This window comes from Pseudomonas proteolytica, assembly GCF_007858275.1.
In the GTDB taxonomy this organism is placed as follows: Bacteria; Pseudomonadota; Gammaproteobacteria; order Pseudomonadales; family Pseudomonadaceae; genus Aquipseudomonas; species Aquipseudomonas proteolytica.
The window spans coordinates 58,030-70,930 of sequence record NZ_VFEV01000025.1; the positions used below are offsets into that span (position 1 = coordinate 58,030).

The window sequence follows — 12,901 nt, forward strand, 5'->3', positions numbered from 1 at the left end:
CATCCCTGTTTATCGGACAGGCGAGGCACGCGAGTACGCACTCGAATCGAACCTGGAGGGTTTAAGGGAAACGCTTATTGCCGGGTGCGCGCCTCAGTGGCCTTGGCCGTCAGGCGCGTGGAAAGTTGTGCGGTGTATTTATCTTGTGCGCCATAGTCGTTAATGCTGGAAAAAGACAACTGCACTGTTTCGTAACCACCGAGTTGTTTAACGCTGAACTGTTTTTCAGCGCCCGGCGCAATCATTGTCGAATCGGCAGCCAGTTCCGTTTGTTGCCCGGCCTGAAGTTTTATATCGGCCATGGACACGTGATACAGCGTCGGGTTTTTTACGCTCAGCCACGACTCGGCGCCACGCTTTTGCAGTTGCCATTCCAGTTGCGCCGGCGCCGACAGGGCGCTACCTGGCAAACCGGCTGGCCGGAAAAATATCTTGATGCGCTGGCGTACCGCCAGTTGCAACGTGTTGTCGGAGGCGGCGGCCTGCGGGATCTCTTGCACATTGAGCCAGATCACGGATTCACGATCCGCCGGCATACCGCTGCCCTGGTAAAGAATGCGCAGCAATTGCTGCTCCTTGGCAAATATCCGTGCCAGTGGCGGGGTCACGGCGAACGGTGCAGCACTGGCTTGCGCATCGCTGGTATCGACCCAGGATTGAATCAATACATCCTGGTTACCGTTGCGCACGGTGATATTGGCTTCTTTGTGCTCGCCATCGAAGACGATACGCGTGGCACTCAATGAAATGCTGGCGCCAGCCTGGGTCGCCATCAGCAGGGTCAACAACCCCAGGCCTGCGGCAATGGAACGAGGCAACATGATGTCTACCGTGTATGGGTCGGATAAATGGCGAGGCCCTGGGGCCTCGCGCGTGGCATTTACAGCCTTGGGGGTTATTCGTATTGCAGGATGAACGGCAGGGTGGCGTCACCACGACCCGCAGTGGAGGCGCCGGCTGCACCGGTGGTGACGTAGGCTGCGGCAAAGCTCAAGGTTGCATCGCCGCCTTCGGTGCCTTGGCCGTGCATGCTGCTTTCGATGCGGGCGCTGGCCGGGGAGCTGAGGTCGATCAGTGCGCCTTTGCTGTCGAGCAGGGCGATGCCGACGTTGCTTGCGCTGCCGTTGCCCGGGGTCAGGGCGAGGACTTTCTTGCCGGTGACCAGGCCCGAGCCGCCGCTGTTGGCGTCAAAGATCATGGCCACTTTGGTGCCCAGGTTGCAGTTCACGTTGAGGTTGAAGTCTTTGGCTGTCACACGGCCCGAGGCCGGGTTTTCAGCGGTGCCCATGTCTTTGATCGATACCGAGCCCATGTCCACCGAGATCACGCGATCGGAGTTGGCGCCGTCGACCGAGCACGCGTCGTTGTTGATCACGCCGGTGAAAGTGATTTTGCCGCTGCCACCCAGGGTCGGGGTCGGCGCAACGGGATCTTCGGCAAATGCACTGCTGCTGGCGGCAATAACTGACACAGCGATAAGGGCCAGGGAAAACTTCTTCATGATGATGTCCGTTAGTGTTGGTTGTAGAGAGGGTTGAAACTGCCAACGAACAATAGTGATTTTAAGCCTTAGAGAGAATAAGACGATTCTTATAAAGCACTGCAAGGCAAGTTAGTTAAGGAGGAGATTAGTTGATAAGGCACGGATTAGTTGAAGATATTTTGCGCCAGGCAATAAGCCAACAAGTCTTGATCACTACTGACTTCAAGTTTGCGCATGGCCGAAATTTTTTGCGCACTGATAGTCTTTGAACTTCTATTCTGGCTGCGCGCTATATCACTGACACTTTTGCCTGAAATAAACAAACGCAGTATCTCGAATTCCTTCGGCGACAGGGTCGAGAAACGCGCATCGATAGCCGTCATCGACTCGACCACCGAAGTCTTGGCGGGCTCCAGGCTGCGATACAGCGCCTGCTGCACAATAGACTTGAGGGCCACCTGGATTTCGGTGTGCAACTGGCTTTTCTGGATGACGCCCACCACGCCCATCTCTTGCAGACGGGTCAGGATCAGATGATTGGAGATCATGGTCAGGATCAGAATCTGCACCTGGGGGAAATGCCGCTTAAGGTATTCCACCAGTTTCAAACCATCGCCGTAGGGTGAATCGCCGGGCATGTTGTAATCGGTAATCACGATGTCGATAGGCTGCTGTTCAAGCAGCCCGATGAGGCCTGCCGAACAGATCGCTTCGCCCACTACTTGAAAGCGCGCGTCTCGCTCGACGAGTTCTCGCACGCCCAAAAGCACGATGGGGTGATCATCCGCAATAACCACAGTGAAGGTTTTCATAAGGGTTGCCCGTAATGCTGGTTCAGTGAGTGAGGAGGGCTCATGGCTGCACGCTGAGCAAGGCTGAAAGCCTACTGCTGACCTGGTTTATGCGCATTTCCAGCGCGGGATTGAGCCGGCCGCTGGCCAACTGGCTTTCCAGTTCGACACACGCCTGGGCCAGGTCCAGCGCCTGCACCGCGCCCAGGGCCCCGGCCACCGAGTGCAAGGTTTCGGCCAGGCGCCGGCAATCGCGTTGCTCAAGTGCGGCGCTGATGCGCTGCAGATCGTGCTGTACGCTGCTGACAAACAGCGGGCGCATTTTTTCTGACATCTGCACCGTGTCGATCACCGCCGGCAAGACGCGTACCGTCGGCCGGCACAGCTTGATCAATTGCGCGCGCAGGGTTTGCAGGCTCAAGGGCTTGACCAGCCACGCATTCATCCCGACTGCCAGGCAACGCATGCCTTCTTCGCGCATGGCATTGGCGGTGACACCGATGATCGGTAATTGCGGGTCATGTTCCCTGAGGGTGCGGGCCAGTTCGTAGCCATTCATCAAGGGCATGTTGACGTCGGTCAGCACCAGGTCGAAGGCCTGGGGTTGCCACAGGTGCATGGCCTGCTCGCCATTGTCTGCCAAGGTAACCGTACAGCCCAGCGCTTCCAGTTGCTCCTGGATGATGGCCTGGTTTACCGGGTTGTCCTCGGCCACCAGAATGCGCAGTTGCAACTGCCCGGCGCTCTGTTGTTCGGCGTGCTGCACGGCTTCCTGCTTACCCTGCTGCGCCAGCGAGACCACCGACGCAATGGCACGCACATCATGCATATCCACTTCCCAGCCCTGGGCCGTATACAGCGGTGGGCTGTGTGCACCCGGCACACACAAGACGCGCGGCCCGGCCCAGGACAATCGCGGCCCGGCGGGCAACATGTCGACCAGTACGGCCTGCGCATTCTGTGAGGCCAGGGGCAGCGTTGCCACCGAGGCCTGGATACCCAGGCGCCCGAGCCAGTCGCACAGCGCTTCGGCCAACTCGCGCACTGGCGCCTGTACATAGACCGGCGTCGCGCTCGGCTCAAGAAGGGGAAGTCCGGGCAGCTCGCCACGGCCTATCGGCAAGCTCATTTTCAAGGTGAAACTGCTACCCAGGCCGGGCTCGCTGACGACCTTGATCTGGCCATCCATCATTTCGGCGAGCCAGCGGCATATCGGCAGGCCCAGCCCGGCACCGCCTTGGCCAGCGGTGTCTGGTGCCTGGTAGAACAAGTCGAACAGCTTGGCTTGCTGCGCCTGGCTGATGCCCACGCCAGAGTCGGTCACTTGCCACTCCAGGTCCACCTTATCGGCCCCCCGGCGAAGCGCCCGGGCCCGAATCACCACGCGTCCTATGTCAGTAAATTTGAGCGCATTGCTCACCAGGTTGTTGAGGATCTGGCGGATCCGCATCGGGTCGCCGACCACACAGTCGGGCAACTGCGCATCGATGCAGCCATACAGTTGCAGGCCCTTGCGCTGGGCGAAGGCGGCGTAGGTGTGCAAGGTGTCTTCGAGCATGTCCAGGGGGCAAAACTCGATGGACTCGATTGCCATCTGCCCGGATTCGATTTTCGACACGTCGAGCACATCACTGATCAGTTGGAACAACGTGGCAGATGAGCGTTGGATGGTGTGCAGGTAGGTTTTCTGGCGCGGGTCCAGGGTCGTCAACCCGAGCAATTCCAGGGTGCCGAGCACGCCGTACAACGGTGTGCGGATTTCATGGCTCATGGTTGCCAGGAACAGCGTCTTGGCTTCATTGGCCGCATCGGCGGCGCGCCGGGCATCTTCCAGGGCCAGGGCGTCTTCAATATGCCGGGTCACGTCGTTGAACGCATAAAGCCGCACATCCTGGCCTTGATAACGGGTCGACACGAAACCGACCTGCAGGTGCCGGCCTTCGATTTCCAGGTGGGTTTCGCCACTGTCGGCGCTGTCCTGGAAGCGGCTGAGGGCCGCCACCAACCTGGCGGTGCCCGGCCATTGTTGGGCGCGCTGGTTCTCGATCAGCACCTGGCCATCCGCGCGGCCCACCACACACAGGCCGGTAGGCGCGGTGTCGATAATCACCCGGCTGAATGCCACGCTTTCGGCAATCCGCTCATGGGCCTGGCGCGCCGGATGGATCACTTGCTTGCGGTACCAGCGGTTGCCGGCCCAGACAATCGCCAGTACGGCACACAGAAACAGCACCAGGCTGGTCAGTGGCCACAGGGCATAGCGGAAAAAATGCTTGTAGCTGATCCCGTAGATTGCGGTCCACTGCGACTGGGCGTCGTGGGTGATTTTGAACTCCAGCCCGTTGGCGCGAATATTCAGCCCTTCACCCAAGGCAGAGGCGCGGACCTGAGGCCCCGTCAGCGTCTGCCCGGCAGGGGAGATCAGGGTGAATCGATCGTAGATGGACGACTCCATGGTGCGTTCCACATCGTTGACGTGTGCCATATCCAGCAGCGTGGCAACCATCACCTGGTTAGTGCCTTGACCCGCGCGCAAAATCTGAGGGTTCAGGGGGATGCCGATATACGCCAACAACTGCGGAGCCCCGGAGGCTTTCCCGGTTGGGGTATAGGTTTCCCAGTAAAGTCTGTCGTCTACCCGGGGCAACTGCTCGAGCCTTTGCTGCACCGCGTCGGCCTGTTCGGCCGTGGGGCCGTTGAACGGGGTTGTGCCGCCGCGTTGGTAGCCGACCGCAGGCACCGCAATGTGGTAGTTGACCAGGCGGTTGAGGATAAAGACGTGGGGCGATGCGTAGGGCGACGATGACCAGTACGCGCTGTAGTAACTGGCCAGGTGCACCCCCAGGGCAAAGATCTTCTGCTGCTCGCCAGGCGTGACCCGTTGCGCCTCGAACTGTGCACTGAAGGGCACCGAAAAGGCGAACTCACGACCTTCATAGCGGGTGTTGTGCATGTCCAGGCGATGGCTCTGGAGGCTGGCCTGGGTGTTCTTGTCGCTGATCAAGTCCCGTTGGATCGCCGGCTGCGCCAGGGTCCGGAGGAAGGTTTCCTGTTCCTGGATATTTTCCATCAGCCGGGCAAAATGAAACCCCACCGCGGCGTGCTGCTCATCGATGATCCGCTGCAACGCCCAGTAACTGGTGCCTGCCAGCAACAACGCGACGCCGAGCACGCCCATCAGCCCTTTGTTCAAGCGCAGTGAGCTGCGGGTGAATGCTTCCAGGATCGCGTTGTTGTGCTTCATTGATGGTTTTCGCAGGCGGCTGAGAAATCGGCGCTGGATGGAGTTTACTCCTTATACAGGTTAGACAAATCCGAGCCGGGGGCTAATGAGATGTCGCTGGGCCATCATTGTTCAACAGTTGTTGAAATTGTTCTGAGGAGACCGCGTGGGAGATCAGAAAACCCTGCACCTGGGTGCAGTCGATTTTGCGTAGCAACGCCAGTTGCTGGGGCGTCTCCACACCTTCGGCCACCACCGTCAGCCCGAGTTTGCGGCCCAGTGCGATGATGCTCGCCAGGGCCGAGGTCATGCCTTCGTTGTCATGGCAGCCCTGCACCAGCGCCTGGTCGATCTTGAGTTCGGTAAACGGGGTCGAGACCAGGTTCAGGTAAGAGCTGTAGCCCTTGCCGAAATCATCCTGGGACAGGCCGAAACCCTTGATGCGCAGGCGGCAGGCGCCGGCGTAGAAGTTGCTGATGTCCTGGGGCACCGAGCATTCCATCAGCTCGAAGCAGATCATCCCCGGGATGCCTTGGTGGTCGAGGACGAACGCCAGCAGGCGGTCTGCCAAGTCATGGCTATTGAGCAGGTGGGTCGGCAAATTGATCGACACTGGAATCTCATACCCGCGCTGGCGCCAGCGTTCCTGGGCCAGGATCGCCTGTTTGAGCACCAGCCATAGCAGGCGTTCTTCCAGGTCGAAGGTCTTGATCGCCGGCAGAAACGCGGCGGGCAACATCACCCCTTGCTCGGGGTTCATCCACCGCACCAGCGCTTCAGCGGCGACAATCCGGCCGTTGGCCAAGGATTTTTTCGGTTGGAACCAGGCCTGGATCTGCCCGTTGCCCATGGCCTGGAGGAGTGTGTGCCGGTCAATCGCCGGCGGCGTGGCAGGCGCGGGGGAGGGGCTGCGGTCTTTGTGGTTGAGCTGGCTGACCAGGCTGCGCAAGGCGTCGGCTGCGACTGGCTTGGAAATCAGGCCGATGACTTTCACATCGAGATTTTTCGCCACCAGGCTGGCCGCCATCAACATACGCCGGGAGGCGGCACTCATGATGGCCAGGGCAGGCTTGCAACGCAGGGTCGCCAGGCTCTGGATAAATTGCACACCGTCCATGCCCGGCATCAGCAGATCGGTCAGCACCAGGTCGAAATCACGCTGGCGCAAGCGCTCCAGTGCTTCGTTTCCATCCTGGGCGGACTCCAGCATGAAGTCGCCCAATTCATTGAGCAGGTTCTGCAGGTACAGGTGCTGCAGGGGATGGTCCTCGACGATCAAAATACTATAGGGCTTCATGGGGGATCCGTGTGTAGGGCTCCAGGTAGTTGAAGAGGGCCAGCAACGCAAAGGGTTTGACCAGGCAATGGTTCATTCCGGCGGCCAGGCACAAGTCTGCCTCGCCGCGCATGGCGTTGGCGGTTGCGCCGATGATGGGCAGCGCGCAACCTTGGCTGCGCAACTCCCTGGCTAATTCATAGCCGTTGACTCTGGGCATATTCACATCCGTCAGTACCACGTCGAAGTGTGAGGCCTTGCACAACTGCAGCGCTTCATGACCATCGCAGGCCAACTCCACGGTGCACCCAAGTTCCTCAAGCTGGTCACGCAAAATCAGTTGATTGATAACGTTGTCCTCAGCCACCAGCACATGCAGGTCGAGCTTGCGCAACTCGCGCTTTTGCACCTGCTCGTCGACCCGGGCGACCCACAATCCCTGGGCCTGGCTGACCGCCTGGTGAATGGCGCTCAACTGGTTGAGGTTGGCATGCCACACGCCGGTCTCGGCATGCTGGCCATTGCTGCTGTTGCCACTGACCAGGATCACCGGCCCCGGCCAGTCGGGCACCAGGGGCTGTTCGATAGTGCCGGGATGCAGCTCCAGCAGCAGTTGCCCGTCGGGGTGGGTGGGCTGGCCAGTCTGGGCTCGGGCGCCCCAGCGACGCAGCCAACCGCTGATGGATTGAGCGAGTTCGGGAATGGGCGAAACCACGTAGACGGTCTCGGCGAGCAAGCTGCTCATGGGCGCGCAGGGCGCCACTTCGAGGGGCAGGGTGAGGCTGAAACTGCTGCCCAGGCCCAGTTCGCTGACCATGCGGATATGCCCATTCATCAATTGCGTCAGGCGCTGGCAAATCGGCAAGCCGAGCCCGGTACCGGCGACGACGTTGGTGTTGCCTTCGCTTTGATAGAACGGCTCGAAAATCATCGCCTGGTCTTCCTGGGCAATGCCTTTGCCGGTGTCGGACACTTGCCACAACACGCTGGAGCGCTCGTCGTCGCGGTCAAGCAACTTGACCCGCAGCACCACGCGCCCGTAGTCGGTGAACTTCACCGCGTTGCTCAACAGGTTGTTGAGGATCTGCCGCAGGCGGGTGACATCGCCCCTCAGCCGCTCGGGTAACTTGGGGTCAAAGCAGGCGTACAGCTGCAACCCCTTGCCCATTGCGGCCGCGGCGTAGCCCTGGATGATTTCATTGACCAGGTCCAGGGGCGAGAACTCGCTCAGTTCCAGTGCCAATTGCCCGGCCTCGATTTTCGATACATCCAGCACATCGCAGATCAGTTGCAGCAAGGTGGCCGAAGAACCCTCTATGGCATGCAGATAGTCTTTTTGCTGGGCATCGAGCTGGGTGCGGGCCAACAGTTCCAGGGTGCCCAGCACGCCGTACAGCGGTGTACGGATTTCGTGACTCATGGTCGCCAGGAACAGGGTTTTCGCGGCATTCGCAGCGTCGGCCGATTGCCGGGCTTCTTCCAGGGCCGCTTCCACCTGCTTGCGCGCGCTGATGTCGCTGAATGCACAAAACAGCACATCCTCGCCCCTATAGCGGGTGGGTGCACTGCTGAGGTAAAGGTGGCGGCCGTCGAGGGTCTCGAAGTAGTCACAGTGCCCGGAGGGCTCACCCTCGAATGCCTGGCGGATCCAGCCGGCGCAGAGGGTTTCACGCTCCAGGCCGGTGCCCAGCCACTGCTGGGCCAGGGTGTTTTCCAGTACCACCTGGCCGTCGGTGCGCCGCAGCACACACAGGGCCACCGGCGCGGTCTGGATCACATCGCGCCCGAAGGCTTCGCTTTCAATCAGCGCCTGGATGCCATTGATTGACGGGATGATGAAGCGTTGATTGACCCGGCGCATCACCAGCCAGATCAGCGTGACGCTGAACAGGCAAAACACCAGCGACCCGAGCAGCTCGCGCCACAACCCCCGCACCACATCGCGCAGGTTGATCGTGTACATCAGTTGCCAGTCCGACGATTTCAGTTGCTTGCGAATCACCAGGTGATCCGGCACCAGGCCATCGCCGACAAAGCCGAAAAAATTCTCGCCCTTGGGCTTGAGCAGGGACTGGTCCAGCCGTGGGTCATGGCTATTGGTAAATACCAGCATGCCCTGGGAGTTGAGCATCATGAACTCGCCCGCGCTCTGGTCATTGAGGGTTGTGGAGACTTCCTGGCTTTCCATCTCCAGGCCCAGCCAGCCGGAGTCGGGATCGCGCTCATCCAGCAAAATGAACAGGTAGAGGTGGGAGTGCCCCTCGGTTTGGTCGCTGAGCCAGAGTTCGCCGGGGTCCAGTGGGTTGTGTTGCTTCAACGCCCGGAGGCGGTTGAGCATGCACTTGGAAAACGGCAGTACCTGCGGCGTCGAGTCATAGAGCCGGGTCAGTTGCGGATCCGGGCCGGCGGTCACGTAGAGCAGGTTGACCTGCTTGGTCTTCAGGTAACTGCGCATGCGCGAAGTCAGCCAGATGCTCCACTGATGGCCTGGGGCATTGCCCAGCTGCAGGCGCTGCTCTTCGCTGGAGGCCGGGTAAGCCTGGGCCTTGGCCTGGGTGGATTTGCGTACCGCTGACAGGCTCAGGCTTTCGAGCAGTGCTTCACGGGTGGTGAAGAAGGTATGAGCCTCGGCAATGGCGCTACTCATATAGCCACGCCGCTGGGAGATGTCATTGTTGAAGGTGGACAGCAGGAACGTGTAGACACCGCTCAAGATGCCGACCAATAACACGGCGGCGAAAAGACGAAGCAGCCTTCTGGCTGCTTCGGGGCGGGAAAGGACGGGATTGATCTGCAGCAGATAACTTTTAAATCGCATCGGCGGATTTTAATCGGCCACCCAGCGCCTGGGCATAAGACGATCCTTAAAAGCAGCCACGTATCTACTTGTAGAACATATCGACCACGACCGCCGCATCGAACGCGCCGGGAACGGGCAGGGTGCGCCACTTCAGGTCCGCCCTGAAGTCCTGGCGGGTGGTCTGGTTGGCCCCCTTCATCTGGGCCAGGGGGAACCACTCATTGAAGGGCAGGTTCTGGTTCGTATAGTCCCAGGACAACGCGATGCCCACGGAACTGTTGTTGGTGGGCACCAACAAGCCATTGACCACGTTCCCGCCGCCCGGGGTGGTAGCGAAGCGCGCGCTCACCGTATACGGGGTATCGCAGGCTTTGCGCAGGCTCAAGCTGAAGGCTGCGGTGCTGGCCACTTCGCCGATCTGCGCCTTGCGCGAGGGCTTGGGGAAGCTCACCACATTGGGCGTAATCGTCAGGTCGGGCGTGCAGGGCACGAAGCGTATGTCGTTCACGCCGGTGACGATGTAGTTGAGGTTGCTGTTGGGGCGGTTGTTGAGACCGGTAATACCGTCCAGTTGAAACACCCGGTATTGCGACAGGGTACTGGCCTGGCCGTTTTGTGGGGTGGTACCAAACTTCTCGATAAATACGCTGAAGTTGAGGGTGAACCGGGCCTTGTCCCAACCCACGCAACTTGCCAGGGTGCAACCGCGGTCGGAGTAGAACCCAGTACCGTACTTGCCGCTGCTTTGGGTGATGGGCACCGAGTTATAGCGAATCCCGGCGCGAATACCCTGGCCGATGCTGACGCTTGCCGGGTTCAAGTAGAAATACACTTCCTCGCGCCCATGCAAGTAGTCGTCTGCGCAGATCACATTGACCGAGCGAGGGCCGGACTCCCAGATAATCGTGCCATCTGGCGCATCGGCCGCCACGGCCAATGCGGTGCCCAGGGGAGCGGTGTCGGCGATCGAGCCGCTACCGTCCACCCGGCAGGCCAGCGCGTAGCTGGTAGCGGGGAGGGCGGCGCAGGCAAACAGGGTGGCCACGAGCAGGTATTTAAGAGGTGACATAGGTCGGTATTCCCCGCGATCCATCACTTGAGGGCCGCGCGATGGCGGGCCTGCAAGCCGATATCGGTGATTTCGGTAAAGTTGATTTGGCTCCCGGCGCTGATGGGGGCCTTGGTGCTGAAGACCTTGCGTTCCCCGGGCTTGAGCAATACGTAGTCCTCCAACGCTTGAACCTGGCCGCCGGAATCGCTCTGCACATCCACCAGGGACAGATGAAACGCACTGGGATTGGTGACGGTTACCGATTGCGCATCGGTGCGGCTCCACACCAATTGCTGCACGGCCTCGGACGAACTTCCTGCAAGCCCTGGCGGGCGATAGAACAGCTTGAGACGCTGGCGCACGGCAAATTGCACACTGTCGGCGGTTTCCGGTTTCAGCGGGATTTCCATGACGTTGAGCAGGAACATCGACTCCACGTCGCCGGGCAAGCCTTCGCCGGCGTACAGAATGCGCAGCAGGTGATGCTGTTGAGCATCCAGGCGAACCAGCGGCTGGACCACGGCGAAGGGCACCGCCTGGGTTGCATCATCGTTGTCCCGAGTGACCCAGCTTTGCACCACCAATTCGCTGGGGGACTGATTGACGATATTGATGCTGGCTTCTTTGAATTGGCCAAAGTAGATCAGGCGCGTGCCTTCAATCTTGACCGCCGCCTGCGCGCAGGGCGCCAGGGCCAGCAGCGCTGCAACCAGCGCGCTGATCCAGAGCAAGGGACGGCACAATGGCCAGTGGTTGAGTGATGACATGAGGGCCCGTAGCTTTCCTGGGTATGTTCGCAGTGGCTTCGGGGTGCATGGTAGGAGTTGGGGGCTGGGGATTCTCTCAGGCGATTCTTAAAAGCCAAAATCAGGGCTGGGACGCTTTCTGCTGGTCGCCACCGAAAGTGACGCTCTTGTTAAAGAAATACCCCACCACACGCCATTGCTGGTCATCGTTGCGAAACACCACCTTTTCCCGGACGGTGGTGGTGGAGAACGTCGAGGCGAACTCGATAAGCGCGTATTTACCGGCGGGCGCATCAGGCATCTGCTCGGTAAAGCCAATGGCAGCCGGTTCCCGTTTGTGCAGTGTCCCCAAACCAAGGCGCAGGGCCTTGAGCCCATTGACCCATACCAACTCGGAGGTTTTCGCCTGCAGCACCGGGCTGACGGCTGGCCAGGTCCGGTCGGCCTTACCCGCATCCAGTAGCTCCAAGAACACCACTGCAGTATCCAATACCTGCTGTTGCTGTTGCGGTGTCCCCGGATCGGACGCCATGACCTTGGGCGTGCTGTTGTTGAAACTGATATCGCAGCCGCCAAGCAGCACCACACTGCACAGCACAATCGCCAACAGCTTCATGCAAAACCTCCAGGGGCGCCTTCATCCGTTGGGACGAGTAAAGACGAGCTTTGGACGCGTTGCCATGGGCCGGGTTAAAAAACCGATCTCAGCTTGGGCTGCCTTGAATCGAGCGTACCTGCCAATCGCGCAGCCATTGCAAACCTTGGGATGTGTTGCCCCGTGGCCGGTATTCGCAACCCACCCAGCCGGTGTAGCCCAACTGGTCAATCAGCTCGAACAAATAGGGGTAGTTCAACTCGTTGTGCAGGTCCGGTTCGTGGCGATCCGGCACGCCCGCAATCTGGATATGGCCGATGTCGGCGAAATCCCGGCGCAGCGTCGTCGCCACGTCGCCTTCGACGATCTGGCAATGGTAGATATCGAATTGGACTTTCAGGTTGGCGTGGCCGACCGCTTTGCAGATGGCGTGCGCCTGATGCTGGTGGTTGAGGAAAAAGCCCGGGATGTCCCGGGTATTGATCGGTTCCAGCAGTACGGTGACGCCGATTTTGGCGGCCTGGGTCGCTGCGTAGTCGAGGTTCTCCAGGTAGGTCTGCTGGTGCCTGGCGCGATCGGCCTCGTCTGCCAGCAGCCCGGCCATTACGTGAATGCGGTCGTTGCCCAGGACGGCGGCATATTCCAGGGCCTGATCGAAACCTGCGCGAAACTCCGATTCGCGGCCGGGCAAGGATGCGGTGCCTTTTTCCCCTGCCGCGATATCGCCGGGCGGCGCGTTGAACAGGGCCTGGACCAAGCCATTGTCGTCAAGCCGCTGCTTGAGTTGCTGCGCGGGATAAGCGTAGGGGAACATGTATTCCACGGCCCGGAAACCATCGCTAGCGGCGGCGGCAAAACGGTCGAGAAAATCATGTTCGGGGTAAAGCATGCTGAGGTTGGCAGCGAAACGAGGCATGAAGACTCCTGCGGTGAAAA

10 protein-coding genes are annotated in these 12,901 nt (G+C 60.1%); all 10 read right to left on the reverse strand.

Features of this window, described 5'->3' with window-relative positions:
- Positions 1-74 precede the first annotated feature (74 nt).
- A complete protein-coding gene (locus FIV38_RS18450) occupies positions 75-821 on the reverse strand; it encodes a fimbrial biogenesis chaperone (protein WP_029291681.1) in 747 nt (248 codons plus the stop codon).
- A gap of 74 nt (positions 822-895) precedes the next feature.
- Positions 896-1,501 carry a fimbrial protein gene (locus tag FIV38_RS18455; RefSeq protein ID WP_070994850.1) on the reverse strand — a complete coding sequence of 202 codons (606 nt, stop codon included), beginning with the start codon at positions 1,499-1,501 and terminating at the stop codon, positions 896-898.
- A gap of 146 nt (positions 1,502-1,647) precedes the next feature.
- Entirely contained in the window at positions 1,648-2,295 is a 648-nt protein-coding gene (locus FIV38_RS18460; protein ID WP_029291685.1) for a response regulator, read from the reverse strand.
- A gap of 40 nt (positions 2,296-2,335) precedes the next feature.
- Positions 2,336-5,518 (reverse strand): hybrid sensor histidine kinase/response regulator, encoded by a 3,183-nt coding sequence (locus FIV38_RS18465; protein WP_092236707.1) that lies wholly within the window; start codon positions 5,516-5,518, stop codon positions 2,336-2,338.
- An 82-nt stretch (positions 5,519-5,600) separates the two neighbouring features.
- The gene (pvrR, locus tag FIV38_RS18470) at positions 5,601-6,794 is read right to left on the reverse strand and encodes a response regulator cyclic di-GMP phosphodiesterase PvrR (RefSeq protein WP_029291689.1); all 1,194 of its coding nucleotides are present in this window, start codon (positions 6,792-6,794) and stop codon (positions 5,601-5,603) included.
- Entirely contained in the window at positions 6,781-9,591 is a 2,811-nt protein-coding gene (locus FIV38_RS18475; protein WP_092236706.1) for an ATP-binding protein, read from the reverse strand. Before FIV38_RS18475 ends, pvrR begins: the two co-directional genes overlap by 14 nt.
- A gap of 64 nt (positions 9,592-9,655) precedes the next feature.
- Complete coding sequence (locus FIV38_RS18480) at positions 9,656-10,642, reverse strand: fimbrial protein (RefSeq protein ID WP_092236705.1); 987 nt, start codon at positions 10,640-10,642, stop codon at positions 9,656-9,658.
- A 23-nt stretch (positions 10,643-10,665) separates the two neighbouring features.
- Positions 10,666-11,391 (reverse strand): fimbrial biogenesis chaperone, encoded by a 726-nt coding sequence (locus FIV38_RS18485; protein ID WP_092236703.1) that lies wholly within the window; start codon positions 11,389-11,391, stop codon positions 10,666-10,668.
- A gap of 100 nt (positions 11,392-11,491) precedes the next feature.
- Positions 11,492-11,986, reverse strand: a complete 495-nt coding sequence (locus tag FIV38_RS18490; RefSeq protein WP_092236701.1) for a DUF4019 domain-containing protein — start codon at positions 11,984-11,986, stop codon at positions 11,492-11,494.
- 88 nt (positions 11,987-12,074) lie between these two features.
- Positions 12,075-12,881, reverse strand: coding sequence for a 2-oxo-tetronate isomerase (gene otnI, locus FIV38_RS18495; protein ID WP_092236699.1), 807 nt, complete (start codon positions 12,879-12,881; stop codon positions 12,075-12,077).
- Positions 12,882-12,901 lie beyond the last annotated feature (20 nt).